Raw genomic sequence first — 21,096 nt, forward strand, 5'->3', positions numbered from 1 at the left:
TCTACCGAAACCTAAACCTATTCATATTCACTCATTTATTTATTATACATCGCTGATGTTATTAAATTTTCATTCCTAATAATAATAGAGTGACGGATACACCTAGAAACGGCACGATAATTTTGAGGCTCAGCGGTACTCGAAAGTACGGCGGGATCTTGGTTGAGCTGTTGTCGCCCTCGATCGCACTTCTTAGATTTTTCATAATGAGTTATTAATAATAATAGTCATTAATTTATAATAGTACATTAACCGTAAATTGTGATTTCTGGGAGCCACTAGTGCAAACAATCCTTGATATATAAAGAATTTAGGCTGTAGTGAATTTTAGCAGTCTGGCGAGCAGACTGCTTTTAGTACCCAAAACTTGTTAGATATTTATCTTAATAGTTGCGATCTAGAATCTAGAACTTCAAGTCTAAAATCAGTTGCCGACTGTGTAGAGATAGCCAAAAATTCAGTATTTCTTCACCGACTTGTTCTGGATAGAAGTGGTGAAAGAAATGCCTACCGTCTTGACATTCCCAAAGCCGATCGCCTTTTTTAAGAAATTTCGACCAGCGGCGTATGACAATAGGAGATACCACAAAATCTGTTTTGCTACTGCATATCAACAAAGGTACTTCTACACCTTCATCGCGGGAATTACTCATCCTAAATAGAGAGTGAGGAGAAGGAGAACAGGCTAAGTCATCCTCAAAATATGATATAAATTTTTGATGGATAATTTGATTTTGGAATCCCACCATATCGCCAACCATTTGAGTTAAAACTTGTTTGCTACTCCAGGGAAAAGCAGAAAGATAGGTATAGTAATGTGCTTGCCAATTAACAGCAGATGGCAAACCGACAGCTAAAAGTCCCAAAGAACTAACTTTGTGAGGATAGCGCCGCGCATACATTAAACCAACTAATCCGCTGGTACTGTGGCCTATTAAATGAATTGGGCGATCGCGCAATGTTAAAAAATCGTGCAAAAGCTCAACAGCCATATCTAAAGAGCAAGCTTCGTCTTCAGTTTGTTGGTATTCCCATATTTGCACCGGTACAGAATCATTTAAGTAGGAAAGCAGGGAGCGATCAAAAAATTGCAAACTCGGACTTACACTTAACCAAAGCACGTCATCTGAACTAAATTTCATTTATTTTAAGTTGGAAATAGAGTGATTAACAATCATAATTTATCTGCTAGATTTTCGGGGCGGGTTGATTGCGTTATTCGGATTTTCCCACATCATCCCATTACAAAACCCGCCCTACCGTCAAGTCTATAAACTAAATTCTTTCTTGAGTTGAGATACCCAAGATTTGATGCGCGCTTTCGTCAGATCGGATTGGTTGTCTTCATCAATAGCAAGACCGATAAACTTGCCATTAACGACAGCTTTAGATTCATTAAAATCATAGCCGTCTACCGGCCAATAACCAACTGTTTCGCCGCCCTGTTCGGAAATTTTTTCAGCCAGAAGCCCCATGGCATCCATAAAATTATCCGGGTAGCCTTCTTGGTCGCCAGTTCCCACATAAGCTACTTTTTTGCCGCTAAAATCAATATCATCTAGTTCTGGAAAAAAACCTTCCCAGTCACTTTGTAGTTCGCCGATATTCCAAGTGGGACAAGCGATAATCAGGCATTCGTATTCGTCAAAATCATCATTTTCAACACTGCCGATCTCGTGTAATGTCACGATATCGCCGCCAAATTCATCCCGAATCATTTCAGCTACAGACTCAGTTTTCCCAGTTGTAGTTCCGTAGAAAAGACCAATTGCTTTTGACATTTTTACTCCGAATGTGAAATTTGATAGTGCTTGAGATTTCTTTTTTTTAAGTCAGAATTTGGCATTTCTTGCCTGCAATTCAGACAAAACCAATAGACGCGATTGTGGCTAACCTGAGAAATTAACGAGTCTAGGCAGCAAGGACACTGTTTTTTCATCTGCTTAAAGTTGAAAATTCATTAACCAAGCTGACTCGCTCAGATCGGGGTCTGGTTCGCAGTCAATTAGTAACAAATTCAGCGTCGTTTGTACTTTTAGACTGCGCGGGATGCCGGCGGGTATAAACACAAATACTCCCGGTGTTAAAGTGACTGTTCGATCGCACACCGTGAGAGTTCCCACTCCTTCTAAGACGGCGAGGGTTACATCTTTGGAGTTATCGAGGTCAGGTATTTCGGAATTTTTACCCAAACTCATCAGTTTTTGGCTGTCGGCTGGTTGTCCGTCGCTGATTCGCGAGGCTGACGCGGAAACTATTGCTGCTGTCACGGTGATTGACCTCCAGGTACTGTTAACTTCCGGCAGTTATTGCAATTAATATTCAATAAGCTACCATGTAATTCAGAGTAAGTGTCAATAATTTAATATTAAGATTTATTACAAAAAGCTGTCAAGCTAGGTATACGCGCAGAGATGGCAGTCCTAAATTCAGACATGGCGGTAATTTTGGGCTGTCGAACTCAGAGGCGCGATGGCTTAACTTTAAAAATACTTGCTAGTTATTTGCAGTTAGTTCGGGAAATTAGGTTTGTAGGGCTAATAGAGTAAGGTTCGCCATCAGCGCTCATACCTATCAAGGTGGTCAAAAAATCCCTCAAACGCTTGTAATATCGTAGTTTGTAGGTGTGCAGTGCGTACCAGTTGAGTTTTTCGGATGTGCCGCAAGCATCGGTTGACCAAGTTTCAGCGTTTTGAGTTTGAAGCCAAGCTTGCCAAAGCAATTTTCCTTGCTTGAAGTTTGAAAAATCCGAACGTCAAATGACCCGCTACTCACAGGGATAATGTGGGGTGTGCATCGCCCTACAAATAGAGGTTTTGCGTCCAGGAATGAAATACAATAGAGGCGGGTTTTAGACGGATTTGTCGATCGCAAAAATCCGTCTCCAACTCGCCCCAAATGACAACAATTAACAATTAACCGACTAATTCTTCGCCCCTACGCCAACATACATAATCGACGTATCCTCATTAATTTTGATTTTAAACAACCCAGACTTTTTGTAATCAACATAGTTAGCAAAATTAACTGTTAACAGTTGAGCTGCTTGTTTGAAAACTGCCCTCGAAGGAAATAGCTGCTTTCCACTTGTAAAATTCCCCCAAAAACCGTGCATCTCGGCTAAAATAGCGCCCATTTCCCCAAACATATCAAAACCTTTAATTTCAATCTTGCCAAAACCCGTATCGCGCATTACCGCAGACAGTTCCTCCGGGGTAATAAACTTTTCCCAATCGTGAACGCCCCGCTTAATTTCCTGCAAAATATTTTCCATCAGCCCAATCATCACAACTTGGGAGGAAAAAGTTCGGTTGATTGTGTCAAAAAAGAACAATCCCCCAGGCTTAAGAATCCTGTGAACCTCAGACACAACTTTTTTGTAATCGGCAACGTGTTCCAAAACATCCACGCAGATTACAACATCAAAGGTATTGTCTTCGTAGGGCATATTTTCGGCAAAACCTTGCCTGTAGTCAATCTCAAAACCGCTAGTAACTGCGTGATTTTGAGCGGCTACAATACATTTTTGCGATCGATCTATTCCAGAAACCACAGCGCCTCTCTCGGCCATAAACTCACAAGAAAAACCGCCGCCGCACCCAACATCTAAGGTTTTCAGCCCTCGCCAATTCGTCGCGTGTCTGTCGAAAAACTCAAATCTAGGTTTATTTAGATGGTATAAAGCATAAATTTTCGCATTTTCGTCCCACCAATTATCAGCATTTTCTTCGTAAAATTCTAAATCGTTTTTTACTTCTGTTTTTTGCACGATTTTCTCCGTCCTGATTAGTGGAAAATATAGAGGGCGCTTGCACTTTTTCCTGATTTTAGAGGAATGACTCTAACAAACCCGGTTTCTGTGACAAATCCGAGGTTTGGTGACGAGTTCGCAGGCAGACACCGGGTTTTTGAATCCGCGCGCGTAAGTTGTATTTTCTTGTTAGTTGCGAATCGCCACAGTTTTTTATTATAATACTTTTGGCACAAATTTCAACGAGATGGATCGCGTTTCTATTATCATCCCCGCCTTCAACGAAGCGACTTGTCTGGAACGCACCTTGCGCCAACTCAGCATTCTCAATCCTCCGGCTTGGGAAGTATTAGTGGTAGACGGCGGTAGTCAAGACGAAACAGTGGCGATCGCACTTTCCGCCGGCATCCGCGTTATTTATAGCAGTATAGCCGGACGATCCCTGCAAATGAACTTAGGTGCTCAAGTCGCCACCGGTGAAATTCTATGCTTTCTGCACGCCGATACTTTAGTTCCCGACGACATTGTAGCAGTCATCCAGAAAACATTGTCCGATGCCGAAATTGCGGGCGGCGGGTTTATCTCTCTGATGGCTGGTTCGCAGCAAACAAGATGGGGTTTTTCTCTCCACAATTACCTGAAAACTTATTACGCGCCGCTGTTATTTCGACCTCATTTATTTGTCCAAGGATTGCGCCTCCTGTTTGGCGACCAAGTTATTTTTTGTCGCCGTAGGGACTTTTGGGAATGCGACGGTTTCGATGCCGCGCTGCCAATTATGGAGGAAGCGGATTTGTGTTTGAAGTTAGTGCGACGGGGGAGACTTAAGTTAGTCAATCGGGTGGTGGAAAGTAGCGATCGTCGAGTTGCGAACTGGGGCGAATTAAAAGCTATTGCGATCTATCTTTCGATTGGTTTTTTGTGGGGTTTTGGCGTTTCCCCAAGGTATCTCAATCAGTTTTATGAAGACATCCGCTAAACATAAAATTTGATTAAATTCCCAAACTGTACTGCCTGTAATTTTTGGGCAAAACTTTTTACAACAGGTAAATAATCGCCCAACAACCTAACAAACTCCCCGTAACTAAAAAGCCGAGCTTCACCAGCGGATTTACCGGGTCAATAAACTTATAAAACACTAACAAAACATATTTCACTACTGCCGAATCCAGGAGATATATAGGGAATGAATAAGCAGCCAATATTTTGACTAACCCAGATGCTCTACTGGGAAGTGCGATACTCTTAGAAAATGCGAGGATCGATAATACGAACAAAATTGCGTATCCTTGAGCAGATAGTTTAAAAAAAGATCGGAGAAACCATGCCTCCGAATTAACTCCACTTTTCAGGTAATATTCCCAAATGCTAGCTAGATTAAAAAGGATAGTTTCTCCTAAAATTGGCATTTTTCTGCGTTCGAGAGTTGAATTATGTTATACGAACCGCCCAAAAATAGACCAGTTAAAAATGGCAAAATCCAACTGAAAATCCAGCGCTCCATCAAAGGTAGAGGTATTGATATGTATTGGAAAGCGGTTAAGTAGAAGAAGATTGTAAAAATTGTTGGAATTGTTAAGCCCAAAGCCAAAACTTTTCTGGGTTCTAAAAATCTTAATTTCACGAGAAGCCACCACCAGCCATAGCATTGAACAATCACAACGATGAAGTAATAGGGAGGCATCACTGAACCCGTCAAGATATCTCTGAGTAATGAAAGTAAATCAAATTTTTGGATTTCTCCCAAATTATTTAAGATGTACAAAGCTACTGACCAAAACAGATAGGGGGTAGAATTTTTGACAGTCTTTTTTTGACTACCAGTGCGGGATTATGTTGATTTTCCAGTTTGTTGGTGAGAAAAAAACCGCTCAACAGTAAAAATGCAGGTACGCAAAATAGTTGAAATGTATCGATCGCCACAAATAAAATTCTGCGATCGCGAAATGCAAAGAACCCAGCATGAGTAATCACAACACTGACGATCGCTAAAGCTCGGATCAAATCAAATTCAGCGAACCGATTAGAAACTTTTTGCATTGGTAACAATTAGATTGTAAAAATTTGAATCAAATTAGGAATTTTTATGATGAGTGCAATATCATAAAATGTTATATTTGCTCCTATCTTCACACAACTTATCTCGGCAAAAATAAGTCACCGAGTGCTGGGATTGAGGAATAAAGACTATAGAGACTATTGCGAAAAAAAATCTACCTAAATTAGGTAGACTTTTAGAAATGTTCAAGCAATGAGTTCACTGTGGGCTAACCGTTGTTGTGATGGATGTGCGACGCAGAAACATTATCCAACCGATCGCGCCCGTTGCGGATCACGCGCAGCATATCGCTCAGCTTGTGCTCTATATTATCGAGCACTTGGTCGGCATAATCATCGGCTCCGTTTTGAATTTCCTCACATTCCGCCATCGCTCTCACTCTCATCTCTTCCAATTCCTCTTGAGCCTGGTAGCGAATTTGTTCGACTTCCGCCAGCGTCGCCTGCTGAATAGCCTCGCAGTCGAGCAAAACTTGCTGTCGCAACTGATCTGCTTCTATCTTCGCCTGCTGGAGCAGGCCCATATCGTTTAAAAGTTCTGCAGCTCGCTGTTCTGCTGCTTCTATCACTTCCTGAGCGTAGAGTTCCGCCTCTTGAAGCAAGTCGTCCTTGTGCCGGATAATCGTCTCGGCTTCCCCAAAGGCGATCGGCAAATTTAGCCTCACCAAGTCTAACTGATCGAGCAACTGTTCTTCATCCACCAGAGTGCGTCTGGTCATGGGAATTCGCGGGCTGTCGAGAACAATTTCCTCAAGCCTGTTCAATTCCCGCTGGATGTCTACTCCTGCGGTTCGGGTGGGGTCTCCGAAGGCGGCTGTGTTCTGAGGGGGTTCGTTCTCAGTGCCGCGTCCGGTAGTGTCGGGTTCGATGCGAGTTGGTTCCTGCTGGCGTAACATTTGTAAATATCTAGGGCGACGTGTTTCGGAACAAGATGATCTACGGAGCCACCAAACTTGGCTATTTCTTTAACTACACTACTACTTAAAAAGCTGTACTCGTTAGAAGTTGCCAAAAAAACTGTTTCAATTTCACCCAGAAGGGTTTTATTGGTGTGGGCCATCTGGAGTTCCATTTCAAAATCTGTTAATACCCGGAGCCCCCGCAGCAGCACTTTGGCTTGTCGAATCTTAGCATAGTTTACTGTCAAACCCTCAAAACTGTCTACTTCTACATTTGGCAAGTGTTGGGTAGAGCGCAGGATCTGCTCGATCCGTTCCTCTACGGTGAAGAGAGGGGTTTTGCTGGGGTTTCTGACTACCGTAACAATTACCCTATCAAATAGTTTAGATCCCCGCTCGATAATGTCTGCGTGACCGAAGGTAATGGGGTCAAAGCTGCCTGGATAGATTGCAATCACTAGTTTGGCTCAACGGAGTGGGGGAGAGTGGAGGAGTGGAGGAGCGGGTGAGTGCGGGGAGTGGGAGAGTGGGGAGAGGGGGAGAGGGGGAGAGTGGGGAGAGGGGGAGAATTACGAAAATCTTCCTTTATTCTCCCGACAACTGACAACTGACAACTGACAACTGACAACTGACAACTGACTTCTACTTTTTCATGGAATGAGCTTTGTAGAAAGTTTCGAGGCTTTGCTTGTCGCCGACAAACCGCCAGTGCCAAGGTTCGTAACTGACGCCTTGGCGATTGTTTTTGGGGAAGGACATTTCAAAGCTGAAGGCGACGGCGTTGGCTTCTAACCACTTGAATGCTTGGGTATTTTCAAAACTGGGGCTGAGGTTGTGTTCCGGGGCGGTGCCGTCGCCGATGTCGATCGCGTAACCTGTATGGTGTTCGCTATATCCAGGAGGGGCGCTGACTTCGGCTCGCTTGGTGGCATTTTGCCTGCGTTCGGCTTTTACGTCAAAAAATACGTGCTGTTGGTCTTCCACGGAGCGAAAGCCGGATATGGGAGCGAAATAGATCCCTGATGCGGCAGCGGCGTTAGCCATTTCTTGATATTTTGCTGCTGCGGTTTTGCGGAGTTTGATGCCACCGTCGGAAGTGACGTTTACCAAGTCTGAGGCTGGTGCTTCTGGGTAAGGCAAGTGTCCCAGCAGGTTGTCTGGGGTTGCGGGTTTTGAGTTGGTGGCTGGACTCGCGGCCGCTCCAGACGGCGAGCTCGCCGCTGCTGGGTTTTGTTGAGTTTCCTGTGCCCGACTGGTTGCTGGGAAAAAGTTAAAGTTGAAGTGCAGCCAAATGCTGACTCCAAAGGCGACAGCGCCCAACCCTAGCAGTTTCCAAATCAGCCCTTTTTTCTGGGACTGGCTCGATCCTGCTTCTGGGTATGGGTGGTCTCGCACTGCTTCTGGAATTTCGTCAGCGGCAAGCTCCGAGGCTTGCGGGGTTTTTCTCGACAGACTAGCGTTATCCAAGCCAGCTCCACTCCTGCACTTCAATAAGGCTCAACGTTACAAATTGTAGACCGATTGCGCGCGATCGCACATCCACAATTCCCGCTGAGAATATACGATCTCTTTCTGACTGGGCTTTGTCCCATCCGCCAGTTTTCAAATCGCCCGCGGATCTCGCACTGGTTGGCGCAAGTGGCGCTAGTTAATTTTAAGTGTAATTTGCTACTTATTCGACTTAAGTGTAATTTGCTACTTATTCGACAAAATCTCACAATTCTGCGATCGGCACATCAAACGTCCGTGCCAATTTTAGCAGAGCACCGATGTCAGCCATTGTCAGATTGGGCGATCGGGCTAAATTTTTGACGGTGTTCACCGATTCGATTCTTGACACATGGCAAGTATTTGCCTGAGAGTAATTACATATTAAAGGGCGATCGTCCCCCGGCATGACTGAAACTCAACGGCAATCTCTCAACTAGACAAACTCCCATGAAATGAGAAACACCTAGTTAAATCAGATCCAATCACTATGATATCAAAAAAAACTCCGAAGCCAAGCAGATGCAATCGACTTAAATCAATTTTGCTATTATTTAGAGATTCATGCCTAAAAAATTCGACAATTAAAAAGCCTGCTGCTAAAAGCTGGGTTTAGATATCGCTCTGGTAAGGGAAGCCATACTAAATAGTTTCATGCACTTCTAGCCGAGCCAGTTATTTTATCCGGCAATGATGGGGCTGATGCTAAGCCTTACCAAGAAATAGATGTTAGCCTGTCCCTGCAAAAGCTAGAGCAAATTCGAGAACAAGAGGAACAATCATGATTAAATATCGCTACACTATTTTAATCCAATGGTCAGAAGAAGATAATTGTTTCGTTGCCAGTCTTCCAGAGTGGGAGCCTTTTTGTCACACTTATGGAGACACCTATGAAGAAGCTCTCACCAATGCCCAAGAAGTGTTAGAATTATTAATAGAATCTTCCCAGGAAGAAGGAAAAGCTTTACCAGAACCTCAAACCTTTGCCAAACTGTTACAATTAGTATAATTGATCTGTATCCACATTCCCTCAATTGGCAGAAGATTAGATAAAATCAAGTCGGAGTTTGACAGAAGGACGACAGCAATGAATGTGAAATTAGTTGAATCTTTAGCTCAAATCATTCTATCCCTTTCTGAGTCAGAAAGGCAACTTCTAGAATCCCAAATTCAGATTCCCGAATTATCTTCTAAAAATGCTCCGACAATCCCACAAGATATTTTAGAGTTAAAGAATCGCTTGCAAGCTTTTGAAGATCAATATCAAATGCGATCGGATGATTTTTATCCGCGCTTTCGGGCAGGAGAATTAGGAGATAGTATGGATTTCTTTGAATGGAGTGTTTTTTATGAAATGTGGAAGGCGGGCAAGCAAAAATTAACATCACCTGAGACTCAACAGAGCTAAAGGAAATGCCCTGAATGGAACTTGAAGAGTATATTAACACGGTCAAGGTGAAACTTAACGCAAGTTCAGCTATTAGATCAATTGAGATTATTGATGAACGGACTTTTTTGGGTAGAGGATATTTCCGGGCACGTTTGACTTTGAGCAATAGTGACTTTCGGGAAATTGCTGAGTCTTTTACAATAATTGAGGGGCGTTTTGTGACGTTGGGGTATCGGTATCAGTGGATGGATAGCAGCAAACAACGCTTGAGAAAGCGTTGGGATAATGTGACACATTTTCCTGATTTACCTAACTTTCCGCATCATGTCCATATTGGTGAAGAATCCAATGTCGAGTCCAGTCAATGTCGTAATATCCGAGAATTAATTGATTTAGTTGAACAGGAAATAACGTTCTAATATCGTACTGCTTGTTTCACGTCTTAGTCCGAATTGTGCTGGTTCTTAGCGCGTTCATCTGCGGTTGAAAAAATATCGCCCAAAATCAAACATTACCAACTTCCGCCAATTCAGCAACATTAGCAGAATTTTCCTCATCCCCTGCATCAACCGCAACCGTTAACTTCAATCCCAAAGCCTTCAGCCAACTAGCCAAAGCATAAATTGTCGCACTTCCTTCTGACGACAACAAAGTATCTAACTTTTCTAAATGCAATTTAGCATCATCAGCAGACATATTTGGTTCGCCCAAAGCCTCAAATATATCTCTCATAGCTGAGAGCATGATTTTTAATTCCAAATCTTCCTCTTCCTCTTCTCCAAATATTAGAGAAAGGTAAGCAGTAGAATAGTTTGGATCTTTGAGATTGGAAATTTTAAAGGGATGATAGCTATCACTAGCCGGCATTTTGGCGTCTTTCATAATCTCTCCAATATTCTTTAGCATTGCTAATGTCTCGATCTTGAGTGCTTTTATCCCCACCACACAGCAGAAGCACGATCGCAGATCCCGCTTCTCCAAAGTAGACTCGGTAGCCTGCGCCATAGTCGATTTTAAGTTCGCAAACTCCTTCCCCAACGGAACGACAGTCTCCCAAATGGTCACTGCTAACCCGTTCAAGCCTCTTGTCAATCCTGATTTTAGCGTTAACATCTCGCAGAGAGCCAAACCATTCGGCAAATGGAACTGTGCCATTTTGTTTGATATAACGCTTAATCTCTCTGGGTTGCGCTTCCATTATCTCAAATTTAGCCGATCGCCCTAACTCACAATAAAAAACCAAACATTACCAAATTCACTTTTCTCTATACCTCTGGCAAAAATCATAAATTATCTGAAATTATCTGAATATATCTATGTTGCATCGGGCTTGAATCTGCGGTTTAGATATCGATAACGTGACTTATGCAATGCAAGTCTTTTTTTCCGAATCTTAGGGTAAAGAGAGGCAGAGCCTCCCGATCTGCATTACCAGGCAGAGCCTGGTAACGAGGAAGAAATCACATTTTTTTTGTACTTGTCTCTATCGACTAATAAGGCTATCAAATACAATTTTTTCTCGCATATTAAATGAATAAAATTTGTTTGCAAACTATCATTTATTAGTTTAAAATTGACATTTATGAGTAATTATTGTGGTATGCGATAATGTAGGGTAAAGAATGTAGATTTTAAGTATGTTAAAAATTGCCGAATGTGAGTTATGATAGAAAGTTAATTTGCGGCGCGCGGCTTAGTTGCCGGCGCAGCGTTTCTTTCGAGGAAAGCAGGATGCGCCTCGCTTTGACTCATTATTTTTTATGGTTTCTTTCGATGCGAAGTAAAAATAAACTTTTTTATTACGGATTTACTGTTTCTGCATTTGTTTGTTTATTTGTTTTTTTAGGCATGAGTGTCTTTTCTTTCGCGAGTTCGGCTCAAACCGAAAACAAATTTCTCTCCGCGCGGGAAAGCGATCCGATCGCAATGGGCTGGATGCAAGGTTTCCCAGCGCCCAAAAATAAGCAGTTGAAATTCGCCGACGGCTCGTTTTTCCAGTTTCCCGCCCTGCGCTGGAGCGTGGCGCACATGAACGAATTCATGCCCGCCGTCAACGTTTCACGCGGACTAGGCGCGCCCGATCCGCTGCCTTACCGTCTCGATCCACGAATTGACTCGATCGCGTTCCGCCCGCTGAATGCCACTAAAGACATGACATGGGAAGAATCGCTGTGGCAAAACTACACAGACGGCATTCTGGTTTTGCACCGAGGCTCGATCGTTTATGAAAAATACTTTGGTGCGCTGGCGGCCGACAACAAACACGCCGCGATGTCGGTGACGAAATCTCTCACCGGCATCTTGGGCGCAGTTTTGGTCGCCGAAGGCAAGCTGGACGAAAACAAGCGGGTAGCCGAATACATTCCCGAACTCAAAGATTCCGCCTTTGGCGACGCTACCGTGCGCCAAGTGCTGGACATGACGACTGCGCTGCAATTCAGCGAAGAATACGCTAACCCCAAAGCCGAAATCTGGGAGTATTCCGGCGCCGGCAACCCGTTACCCAAACCCCAAGATTACAGCGGGCCCGTGGGCTACTACGCCGCGCTAAAAACGGTGAAAAAGGCCGGCACCCACGGCGAAGCCTTCGGCTACAAAACCCCCAACGCTGACGTAGCGGGCTGGCTGGTTGCCCGCGCCAGCGGCAAGTCGGTGGACGAACTTCTGGCCGATCGCGTGTGGAGCAAAATCGGCATGGAACAGGACGGCTACTATTCGGTGGACGAACTGGGTACTCCCTTCGCCGGTGGCGGCTACAACGCCGGTTTGCGCGATATGGCACGCTTTGGCGAGTTGATTCGCAACCAAGGCCGCTGGAAAGGCACGCAGGTTTTGCCCGCCCGCGCGATCGAAGATATCGCCGGCGGCGGCAGCAAAGCCGCTTTCGCCAAATCCGACCATCCCGAATTACCAGGCTGGTCTTATCGGGATATGTGGTGGAATACCGGAAACGCCCACGGCGCTTTTGCGGCGCGTGGCGTGCACGGACAAACGATCTATATTGACCCCGCAGCCGAAATGGTCATCGTGCGTTTCGCCTCCAATCCCATCGCTGGAAACAGCGCTAACGATTCGACTTCACTACCAGCTTACGAAGCTGTCGCCCGGTATTTGATCGGAGGAAATTAAGTTTATGCAGCCTACAACTCTTTTCGATTTGAGCGGCAAAGTCGCCATCGTGACCGGCGGCGGCAACGGCATCGGTGCAGCCTGTTGCCGGATGCTGGCTGATTTTGGTGCCACCGTTGTTATTGCCGATTTGAAAGTAGCGGACGCCCAAAAGGTTGCCGATGAGATTGGTGCCAGCGGCGGCAAAGCTTTGGCCGTGGAGTGCAACGTGCTCCGTGACGAAGATTTAATTGGTTTGGTGGAACGCACCATCGCCGAGTGTGGAAGCATTCATGTTCTGGTCAATAACGCTGGCGGCGGCGGTGCCGGCAAAGAAAGTCCGTTCGAGATTTCGCAGCAGCAGTTCGAGCGCCCCTTTCAACTCAATGTTTTCAGCGCGTGGCGACTGTCGCAACTCTGCGCGCCGCACATGAAGGCGGCGGGCTACGGTTCGATCGTCAATATGTCGTCGATGAGTTCCATCAATAAAAGCCCCGCCATCAGCGCCTACGCTGCTTCCAAAGCCGCCATCAATCACATGACGGCAAACCTGGCCTTCGACTACGGCCCGGTAATTCGCGTCAATGCCGTGGGCCCTGGAGCTGTCAGAACGGCCGCCTTGGCTTCGGTTCTGACTCCAGAGGTCGAAAAGCGAATGCTGGCCCATACTCCGCTCCAACGCTTGGGCTAGCCTGAAGACATCGCCGGAGCCGTTCTCTACTTTGCTGCCGCTGTATCTCAGTGGGTCAGCGGACAGGTGCTGTTCGTCAACGGCGGTGGCGTGCAGACGCTGGATTAAGCCTGTGCTCGCAACACTTCTCGGACACTGCACGGCTGGGATTTTATTTCGAGGCAAGTCGGTAAATGCTCGATCGGCTTGCCAGCTCTTTGGTTGCGTCTGCGGGGGCGATCGCCCCTAGTGGTGTCTATTAGCTAAAAAAAGATCGGTAATAATGCTGCCGTCTGTAGGTCAGGAAAAATCTCAATTCGGCAGAGCCCGATCGCCCCTTGACTTCATGCGCTACAATTATTAAGAAATCTTTAGTTAAATCCGTTTAACGTCTCAGACGCATTATGAGTCTTCCCATTCGCAACGTCGCCATCATTGCTCACGTCGATCACGGCAAAACCACCCTTGTGGACGCTCTCCTCAGACAGTCCGGGGTCTTCCGCGAAGGGGAAGAAGTCCCAGATTGCGTCATGGACTCCAACGACATCGAGCGCGAACGTGGCATCACCATCCTTTCCAAAAACACCGCTGTCCGATACAAAGAAACCCTGATCAACATCGTCGATACTCCCGGACACGCGGACTTCGGCGGCGAAGTCGAACGAGTGCTCGGCATGGTTGACGGTTGTTTGCTGATCGTAGATGCCAACGAAGGCCCGATGCCACAAACCCGCTTCGTGCTCAAAAAAGCCCTGGAAAAAGGACTGCGCCCGATCGTATTTGTCAACAAGATCGATCGCGATCGAGCCGACCCCCACAAAGCAGTCGATAAAGTTTTGGATCTGTTCCTCGAACTAGGTGCTGACGACGATCAGTGCGACTTCCCCTATCTGTTCGGTTCCGGCCTCAACGGCACTGCCAAAAAAACATTGGAAGACGAAGCAGTGGACATGAAACCGCTGTTTGAAGAAATCCTAGACCACGTACCGCCCCCCATCGGCGACCCCGAAAAACCGCTGCAACTGCAAGTAACCACCTTAGATTACTCAGAATACGTCGGTCGCATCGTCATCGGCCGCATCCACAACGGCACGATTAGAATCGGTCAACAAGCAGTCTTAATCACCGAAAGCGGCGCGCTTGTCAAATCAAAAATTACCAAACTGATGGGCTTTGAAGGCCTGAAGCGGATTGATATCCCAGAATCTTCTGCTGGTAATCTTGTTGCCGTTGCCGGTTTTGCTGATGCGTATATTGGCGAGACAATTACCTGTCCCAACGACCCGCAAGCGCTACCTTTAATCAAGGTAGACGAACCGACTTTGCAGATGACTTTCTCGGTGAACGATTCGCCGTTCTGCGGTCAAGAAGGTAGTTTGGTCACATCGCGTCAAATTCGCGATCGGCTCATGCGGGAACTCCAAACCAACGTCGCCTTGCGCGTCGAAGAAACCGAATCTCCCGACAAATTCCTCGTATCCGGCCGCGGCGAACTCCACCTCGGAATCCTGATCGAAAATATGCGTCGCGAAGGATACGAATTCCAAGTATCTCAACCGCAAGTAATCTTCCGCGAAGTCGGCGGTCGTCCCTGCGAACCCTTTGAATGTTTGGTATTAGACGTACCCGAAGAAGCAGTCGGCGGCTGCATCGAACGCCTCGGTCAGCGGAAAGCAGAAATGCAAGATATGCACGTCAGCAGCACCGGCCGCACCCAAATCGAATTTTCAGTCCCCGCTCGCGGTTTGATTGGATTCCGAGGCGAGTTTATGCGCTTGACTCGCGGTGCAGGAATTATGAACCACAGCTTCCTCGACTATCGCCCCCTCGGTGGAGAAATTATCGCCCGTCGCAACGGAGTATTGATTTCCTTTGAAGAAGGAATTGCAACTACTTATTCACTGAAAAATGCTGAAGACCGTGGCGTATTTTTCATTACCCCTGGAACCAAGGTTTACAGAGGGATGATTATCGGAGAAAACAACCGAGATGAAGACATGGAGCTGAATATCTGCAAGTCGAAGCAGTTGACAAACCACCGCGCATCTGGCGGTGAAGAATTGGCGCAATTGCAAGCACCAGTCGATATGAGTTTGGAGCGCGCTTTGGAATACATCGGTCAGGATGAATTGGTGGAAGTAACACCGAAATCAATTCGCTTGCGGAAGCTTTCTAAGAAGTTGGTCAAACGGTAAAACAACTTGTAGGGTGCTCTTCGGCGCACCTTACTGGTGAAAGGATAAAGCAGAGTAGAAACTACTAAAAACCCGGTTTGTTGGATTTACGAGTAATCAGAAACCGGGTTTTTCTCTTGAACTGTAGAAACTCCCAAAAACCAGGTTTCTTTGGTTTTGATGGATATAGTTTATTGCATTTCTCTGGGATCGTCTGATGGTGGATGACAGCCAGCTTTAATCCATAAACCGCGTGCTTCCTGAATCGATCGCTCTCCTTGATAGCGTTCGTCGTTCACGTCAAGGCGATCGCAAGTAGCGCGACCAATTGCTGTAACTCCGAGAATTTTTGTACCGTCCTCCGTCCAAATAAAATGTTCTTGCCTTTGCTGACTTCGAGGGTTAAATAAAGCTACTTCTGCTTGAGTTTCTAGATCGCTACCGACTGTAAAATTGTAACGGCGTTGATTGCAACGGCTACAAGCAAGCGCCAAATTATTCACATCATCCGTACCATCTAAAGAACGGGGTTTAATATGGTCGATCGTAAAACGAGAGGTGCTGATTTGTTCTGGAGAGTGACAATATTCGCAAAGATATTTAGCCCGTTGTCTGACATATTGGCGGGTTGCTTCGGTAATGGTCATTTTTGAGCGAGGAGGAGGGAGTTTAGGTAAGTAAAAAGGCGATCGAGTTCGTTGATGGCGTTGAGTTCGTCTTGTTCTTCAGCGGTTAGGTCATCGATCTTATTTTTTTCCAGAAGGGTTTCTAGATGAAGTTGAAGTCGATCGGTAAATTTGAACAGAGGGCGATTATTGACTGTTTCGACTTTAATTCCGGTTTCAATGAGGGTAGGAGGTTGAATGACAACTTGCATAATTTTGACTTTGATGAAAGGTGAACGCTTGTTTTTATTTTAATGATTTTATTTTAGTAGCGATCGAGCTTCAAGTCTCTAAAACAGTACGTTGCAGCCAAGTAATAATAGTTTGGATCAAATATGGATCTTGGGGCAAGAAACTGGGAATCGTGGGATGTGGTGAGTCGGTGATGACACAGATTGTACCGTCGAAGCGGGTAAGCGCATCGAGGAAAGTAGGGCTCAAACCTTGGGCGGCGGGGGATGTGGGGTCTTCGTAGAAGATGAGGATGGGGTGTTTGTCGCTGTGGCGGCGGAGTCGATTCCAGTAGGATTTGAGTTGGGGGAGGGTTTCGGGTTCGCCGTTGGGGCGTTGGGGACAGTTTTGGTCGAGGAATTGTTCGTAGATTTCGAGGGCGGGGTTATGGGAGTCGATGAATTTGCTGGTGTCGATGCAAATTAGCTGTAGGGATTCGATTAATTGTGTTTCTGCAAGTCTGGCATCAAGGATTGTGGGTAAATCTGCTAAATTGAGGCTTTGGGTGAAGGGGGTAGAACCGACTCCTGTTGTTTCTGGGACTTCTGGATGGGGTGTGGTGAGTTGATGGTGCCATGCTTGATAGAAAGTTGGGTAAGGCAGATTTTGCGCGCAGTTCCAGATGATTTCGTAGCTGTAATTGTAGAGGACAACATTGGTTTCATAGGTTGTATTGGACAGGAATTGTTGCAAAGCTGAGACAACAAAAGGCATATGGTCATTTTGCACAATTTTATTCAAACTTTGAGTGACTTTCTGACGGGTATTCTTATTAGTAGTCGCTGATAGAATCGCGACTAATGCAGCGATTGCCTCTGGGTTTCCTGGGTCAATTTCACCCAAAATCTCAGCGACTCTCCAAAGGGTAGACTCATAATTAGTCGTTGATATAAGTTCCATTAAAGCAGCGATCGCCTCTGGGTTGCCTGTAGCAATTTTACCCAAACTTTTAGCGACCATGCAACGGGTAGACTCATAATTAGTTGTTGATATAAGTTCGATTAAAGCAGCGATTGTCTCTGGCTTGCCTGTCACTATTTTATCCAAAATATAAGCAAACATCCAACTGGTATCCTCATTATTAGTTATTGATATAAGTTCGATTAAAGCAGCGATCGCCTTTGAGTTTCCTGGGTCAATTTCACCCAGATTTTCAATGACTATTAAACAGGTTCTCTTATCATTAGTCGCTGAGATAATTTCGCTTAAAGCAGCGATCGCGTCTGGGTTGCCTGTGGCAATTTTACCCAAACTCTCAGCGACTCGACTACGGGTATCCTCATCATTAGTCGTTGATAAAAGTTGGATTAAAGCAGCGATCGCCTCTGGGTTACCTGGGTCAATTTTACCCAAACTCTCAGCGACTCTCCTATGGGTATCCTCATCATTAGTCGTTGATAAAAGTTGGATTAAAGCAGCGATCGCCTTTGGGTTTCCTGTGCCAATTTTACCCAAGCTTTCAGCGACTCTCCTATGGGTATTCTCATCATTAGTCGTTGAGAGAAGTTGGATTAAAGCAGCGATCGCGTCTGGGTTGCCTGGGTCAATTTTACCCAAACAGTAAGCAACACTGGGACGGATACGCTCATCACTGCTTGCTGAGAGAATTCCGATTAAAGCAGAGATAGCCTCTGGGTTGCCTGTGGCAATTTCACCCAAAATATAAGCGACACTCCAACGGGTATACTCATTATTAGTCGCTGAGAGAAGTTGGATTAAAGCAGCGATTGCCTCTGAGTTGCCTGGGTCAATTTTACCCAAAATATCAGTGACTCGACTACGGGCAAAAGAATCATTAGTCACTGAGATACTTCTGATTAAAGCAGCGATCGCCTTTGAGTTTCCTGGGTCAATTTTACACAAACTCTCAGCGACTATCAAACGGGTATTTTTATCATTAGTCGCTGCAAAAATTTCGATTAAAGCAGCGATCGCTTTTGGGTTCCCTTTGGCAATTTTACCCAAAATATAAGCGACGCTCTGAGTGGCATATTCATCTTCAATAGTTTTCAGTAAATCAATGAGTTGGTTGACAGCTCTACTATAGTTTGTCTGTAACAGTGCTACTCTTGCTACCTCTACAATTGGATGGAGCAATGTGTACCACGCTTGTTCTTCTATGTCGAAATAACCGCAACCCCACTCAATAATTTTTGCTACTATTTCATCAGTAAGCGAACAATCTTTAAACTCAGCTATCCCCGCAGCAGCTAAAACATAGGCTCGATATCCATAAAAATTATTGCACCCCTCCTCAAACCCAATCAACGCCTCAATAAACTCTTCCTTATGCTTCCGATTCACACCCTCCAGCCCCAACCACAGCAAAATCACCTGCTTCCACTGCGCTTCAAAAATCCGATATTCCTTCCCCACCACCGGAAAATTAACATGATTTCGAGGTAAAAAATAATCCCAATCATCCACAGCCAACGCCGCAAAATACTCCTGAAACGTCGCATGATAAAACCCATAAACAGATTCTTCCGGTTCATCAAAATCGATGCCAACCCGATTCAACCATCCCAGAGATAACGCCAATGATAATAAAGACGTTTCATCGCTTCGAGATCCCAAATACTGACTCACTAACTGATAGGACAATCGAAAACGACTCGATTTGCCATCAAGTGCTGCTTTTGCTAATTCTCCTAACGCTTCATGTAAAAGTTCCTGACACTCACTCTGAGTTTTGCCACAGAGTTTTGCGTAGCTTTTGATAAACTGCTCTTTCCAGCGATAGATATACTTAATAAAACTGGCATATAATTTTGCCTGAGTATCCGGTAAAGTTCCGTCTCTCGAACTCCAAATTTGACACAACATCCACAACCGCAACGGATTTTGAATCAACTCCTTGAGACGGGAATTCTCCGATTCTGCCAACACCGCCTCCAAACTTTCCCCCGTCGCAGCATCCCCCATCCCCGCAAACCAACGGCGAATATACTCCGTCACTTGTTCCGCATTAAACTCCAAATTGCGAAACACATCAAACCCCGAAAAAGCATTTTGATCCGCCTCCCAAACATTCACCCTTAAAGTCACCACCACCCGCGCATCCTGCACCCAGGACCTTAATAAGTCTTTCCCCAACTGCTGCATTCCTTGAGTGTGCGTCATTTCATCCACACCATCCAGCAACAACCAAACCCGATTAATTTGTGCTTCTAAATCACCGCGCGTCACTTCTCCTTGACACCGAGACAACCACACTTTTTCCAAATACTGACAGATATCTTGCTCCCCTAATTCAGCTAAATCTATCCAAATCGGCAACCCCAAATCTTGCTCTAAAATCCAATCGGCAATCTTCTGCAACCGCGTGGTTTTCCCCGCACCCGGTTCGCCAATAATCGCTATTTTGCGTCCTTGACTAATTTCGCTTTTCCCTTGCCGCAACACATCCTCAAAAAACCTTTCTTCAGCAATGGGAATCAGTTTTTCTGTTTCCTTTTCCTGTTCTTCCTGCTGATTTCTTGGCTGAGGTTTGGGTTTTTGGCGTTCAACAATGGCTAAGGGAACATAAACGCCATCGAGTTGCGGTGTCATCCCGCAGGCGTTGGTGAAGAGGTTGGTGGTGAGTTCTTTTTGTAGCGCGAGGTTTTGGCGGCAGATTTCTTGCCAGTTTAGAGTTTCGTCTTCAGGTTTAGGAGTTTTTCCAGAAACCGTTTCCCGCAGAGTTTCCTCCTGCTGCTTAGATTTTTCAGGCCGCAGGCGTTCCCATTCAATTTCAAATTGTTCTAAATTCTTTTGCTTGTCTTTACTCCACAACTTCAGAGTAAAGTGCCACTCTTCTTTTCCCTGCGTCTTAGAACGATTATCTTCGAGGATTTCCAAAAAATCCTTTAAATGCTCGTTAAGTGCCTGTCTAATCTCGCTTGTAGTTAATTTCCCTTCATGCTTGTCTTTGGCCGTGAGAAATTCCAGAGTTCTCAGTTGCGTTTCAATCACCAATTTTGGTTGTTCGGTAGTTTCATCCTGCCATCTATGACTTAGGGAGATTCCACCAACGTCTTCTAATTCCCAATTGACATAAGCCAACAATGCCTCTAATAAGCGCTTGGCACGTTCTTTAACAGTAGGCCCATAGGTGACTTTCTTTTTGCTTGGCATGGGTTCAAGGGAGGGGAATTGCAAAAGAACTTTGGGGGGGCTGCAATCTCTACGACGTACCCCAAACCGCTCTAACGTTGATTATATCAAGTTTATGGCTGATTCAACCGGGGGGATTGCTTTGCTCTCCTACCCCAAACCGACCATACCTTCATACGGTTGAAATGAAGGCTGGTTAAGGATGAACGACCAAGAAGATAGAATCAAACAACGCGAAGCATTGGAAGATGCTCATGACAACTTTGTTGAACCATATATTAATCAATTTACTGAAGTCAACACCCAGTCTTTACCCAATATTGATGTTGCGCTTCCTGGGTTTTGCTGTGTGTCGGGATGGTTGATATTGACTCTGTTATATTGTTTTTGGATGCGCTGGCAAGGAAGAAAGTAATTTTGAAGTCAAAATAAGAACAATGTCGTTCCGCTTTTGCGAGTGTACTAGGACTAAAACCTGTGTCACAATTAGTAAGGTGCCCCCGCATCCTACACCCTCCATAAGATATCTCGAACTTCGTCTGACGCACCCTAAAAGTTGATTTCACT

Annotated in this window: 23 protein-coding genes; 8 read left to right on the forward strand and 15 right to left on the reverse strand. The window is 45.3% G+C overall.

The window, feature by feature from the left end; translation table 11 throughout:
- Positions 1-404 precede the first annotated feature (404 nt).
- The 5 genes from QUA58_RS19430 to ubiG all read right to left on the reverse strand — a co-directional run bounded on the left by QUA58_RS19430 (position 405) and on the right by ubiG (position 3,769).
- Positions 405-1,142: an alpha/beta hydrolase gene (locus QUA58_RS19430; protein WP_333256218.1), complete on the reverse strand. Its 738-nt coding sequence runs from the start codon at positions 1,140-1,142 to the stop codon at positions 405-407.
- A 126-nt stretch (positions 1,143-1,268) separates the two neighbouring features.
- Positions 1,269-1,781, reverse strand: coding sequence for a flavodoxin FldA (fldA, locus tag QUA58_RS19435; RefSeq protein ID WP_333256220.1), 513 nt, complete (start codon positions 1,779-1,781; stop codon positions 1,269-1,271).
- Positions 1,782-1,943: 162 nt separating this feature from the next.
- Complete coding sequence (locus tag QUA58_RS19440; protein ID WP_333256223.1) at positions 1,944-2,270, reverse strand: cupin domain-containing protein; 327 nt, start codon at positions 2,268-2,270, stop codon at positions 1,944-1,946.
- Between the two features lie 230 nt (positions 2,271-2,500).
- A complete protein-coding gene (locus tag QUA58_RS19445; protein WP_333256225.1) occupies positions 2,501-2,722 on the reverse strand; it encodes a hypothetical protein in 222 nt (73 codons plus the stop codon).
- 201 nt (positions 2,723-2,923) lie between these two features.
- Positions 2,924-3,769: a bifunctional 2-polyprenyl-6-hydroxyphenol methylase/3-demethylubiquinol 3-O-methyltransferase UbiG gene (gene ubiG / locus QUA58_RS19450; RefSeq protein WP_333395386.1), complete on the reverse strand. Its 846-nt coding sequence runs from the start codon at positions 3,767-3,769 to the stop codon at positions 2,924-2,926.
- Between the two features lie 229 nt (positions 3,770-3,998).
- On the opposite strand from ubiG, the gene QUA58_RS19455 reads away from it, so the two are divergent.
- Complete coding sequence (locus tag QUA58_RS19455) at positions 3,999-4,730, forward strand: TIGR04283 family arsenosugar biosynthesis glycosyltransferase (RefSeq protein ID WP_333395388.1); 732 nt, start codon at positions 3,999-4,001, stop codon at positions 4,728-4,730.
- A 788-nt stretch (positions 4,731-5,518) separates the two neighbouring features.
- Here QUA58_RS19455 and QUA58_RS19460 read toward each other — a convergent pair.
- The 5 genes from QUA58_RS19460 to QUA58_RS19480 form a co-directional block, all read right to left on the reverse strand.
- The gene (locus QUA58_RS19460) at positions 5,519-5,791 is read right to left on the reverse strand and encodes an acyltransferase family protein (protein WP_333256238.1); all 273 of its coding nucleotides are present in this window, start codon (positions 5,789-5,791) and stop codon (positions 5,519-5,521) included.
- 227 nt (positions 5,792-6,018) lie between these two features.
- Positions 6,019-6,705 (reverse strand): DivIVA domain-containing protein, encoded by a 687-nt coding sequence (locus QUA58_RS19465; RefSeq protein ID WP_333256241.1) that lies wholly within the window; start codon positions 6,703-6,705, stop codon positions 6,019-6,021.
- The gene (coaD, locus tag QUA58_RS19470; protein WP_333256245.1) at positions 6,588-7,166 is read right to left on the reverse strand and encodes a pantetheine-phosphate adenylyltransferase; all 579 of its coding nucleotides are present in this window, start codon (positions 7,164-7,166) and stop codon (positions 6,588-6,590) included. The genes QUA58_RS19465 and coaD overlap by 118 nt, the downstream gene beginning before the upstream one ends.
- A gap of 184 nt (positions 7,167-7,350) precedes the next feature.
- On the reverse strand, positions 7,351-8,175 hold the full coding sequence (locus QUA58_RS19475) for a M15 family metallopeptidase (RefSeq protein WP_333256247.1): 825 nt from the start codon (positions 8,173-8,175) through the stop codon (positions 7,351-7,353).
- A 247-nt stretch (positions 8,176-8,422) separates the two neighbouring features.
- On the reverse strand, positions 8,423-8,548 hold the full coding sequence (locus QUA58_RS19480) for a hypothetical protein (RefSeq protein WP_333395391.1): 126 nt from the start codon (positions 8,546-8,548) through the stop codon (positions 8,423-8,425).
- A gap of 429 nt (positions 8,549-8,977) precedes the next feature.
- Between QUA58_RS19480 and QUA58_RS19485 the strand changes: the two genes are divergently transcribed.
- The 3 genes from QUA58_RS19485 to QUA58_RS19495 all read left to right on the forward strand — a co-directional run bounded on the left by QUA58_RS19485 (position 8,978) and on the right by QUA58_RS19495 (position 10,005).
- Entirely contained in the window at positions 8,978-9,205 is a 228-nt protein-coding gene (locus tag QUA58_RS19485) for a type II toxin-antitoxin system HicB family antitoxin (protein WP_333395393.1), read from the forward strand.
- Positions 9,206-9,283: 78 nt separating this feature from the next.
- The gene (locus QUA58_RS19490; protein ID WP_333395395.1) at positions 9,284-9,604 is read left to right on the forward strand and encodes a hypothetical protein; all 321 of its coding nucleotides are present in this window, start codon (positions 9,284-9,286) and stop codon (positions 9,602-9,604) included.
- 14 nt (positions 9,605-9,618) lie between these two features.
- Positions 9,619-10,005, forward strand: coding sequence for a toxin-antitoxin system TumE family protein (locus tag QUA58_RS19495; protein ID WP_333395397.1), 387 nt, complete (start codon positions 9,619-9,621; stop codon positions 10,003-10,005).
- An 85-nt stretch (positions 10,006-10,090) separates the two neighbouring features.
- Here QUA58_RS19495 and QUA58_RS19500 read toward each other — a convergent pair whose 3' ends face one another.
- Together QUA58_RS19500 and QUA58_RS19505 are read right to left on the reverse strand one after the other, a co-directional pair.
- Positions 10,091-10,468, reverse strand: coding sequence for a transcriptional regulator (locus tag QUA58_RS19500; RefSeq protein WP_333395398.1), 378 nt, complete (start codon positions 10,466-10,468; stop codon positions 10,091-10,093).
- Entirely contained in the window at positions 10,443-10,784 is a 342-nt protein-coding gene (locus tag QUA58_RS19505) for a type II toxin-antitoxin system RelE/ParE family toxin (RefSeq protein WP_333395399.1), read from the reverse strand. The genes QUA58_RS19500 and QUA58_RS19505 overlap by 26 nt, the downstream gene beginning before the upstream one ends.
- Before the next feature lie 545 nt (positions 10,785-11,329).
- On the opposite strand from QUA58_RS19505, the gene QUA58_RS19510 reads away from it, so the two are divergent.
- The 3 genes from QUA58_RS19510 (at position 11,330) to typA (ending at position 15,559) form a co-directional block, all read left to right on the forward strand.
- Positions 11,330-12,715 (forward strand): serine hydrolase, encoded by a 1,386-nt coding sequence (locus QUA58_RS19510; protein ID WP_333395401.1) that lies wholly within the window; start codon positions 11,330-11,332, stop codon positions 12,713-12,715.
- Between the two features lie 4 nt (positions 12,716-12,719).
- Complete coding sequence (locus QUA58_RS19515) at positions 12,720-13,385, forward strand: SDR family NAD(P)-dependent oxidoreductase (protein ID WP_333395402.1); 666 nt, start codon at positions 12,720-12,722, stop codon at positions 13,383-13,385.
- Positions 13,386-13,768: 383 nt separating this feature from the next.
- Entirely contained in the window at positions 13,769-15,559 is a 1,791-nt protein-coding gene (typA, locus tag QUA58_RS19520; protein ID WP_333256258.1) for a translational GTPase TypA, read from the forward strand.
- 170 nt (positions 15,560-15,729) lie between these two features.
- Here the strand turns inward: typA and QUA58_RS19525 are convergent, their stop codons facing one another.
- The 3 genes from QUA58_RS19525 to QUA58_RS19535 form a co-directional block, all read right to left on the reverse strand.
- The gene (locus tag QUA58_RS19525; RefSeq protein WP_333395404.1) at positions 15,730-16,185 is read right to left on the reverse strand and encodes an HNH endonuclease; all 456 of its coding nucleotides are present in this window, start codon (positions 16,183-16,185) and stop codon (positions 15,730-15,732) included.
- Positions 16,182-16,415: a hypothetical protein gene (locus tag QUA58_RS19530; RefSeq protein ID WP_333256264.1), complete on the reverse strand. Its 234-nt coding sequence runs from the start codon at positions 16,413-16,415 to the stop codon at positions 16,182-16,184. Before QUA58_RS19530 ends, QUA58_RS19525 begins: the two co-directional genes overlap by 4 nt.
- Positions 16,416-16,485: 70 nt before the next feature.
- Entirely contained in the window at positions 16,486-20,550 is a 4,065-nt protein-coding gene (locus tag QUA58_RS19535; protein WP_333395406.1) for a HEAT repeat domain-containing protein, read from the reverse strand.
- A gap of 181 nt (positions 20,551-20,731) precedes the next feature.
- Between QUA58_RS19535 and QUA58_RS19540 the strand changes: the two genes are divergently transcribed.
- Entirely contained in the window at positions 20,732-20,944 is a 213-nt protein-coding gene (locus tag QUA58_RS19540) for a hypothetical protein (RefSeq protein WP_333254714.1), read from the forward strand.
- The last annotated feature ends 152 nt before the right edge of the window (positions 20,945-21,096 follow it).

Source organism: Microcoleus sp. N9_A1, from assembly GCF_036701795.1.
Lineage (GTDB): Bacteria > Cyanobacteriota > Cyanobacteriia > Cyanobacteriales > Microcoleaceae > Microcoleus.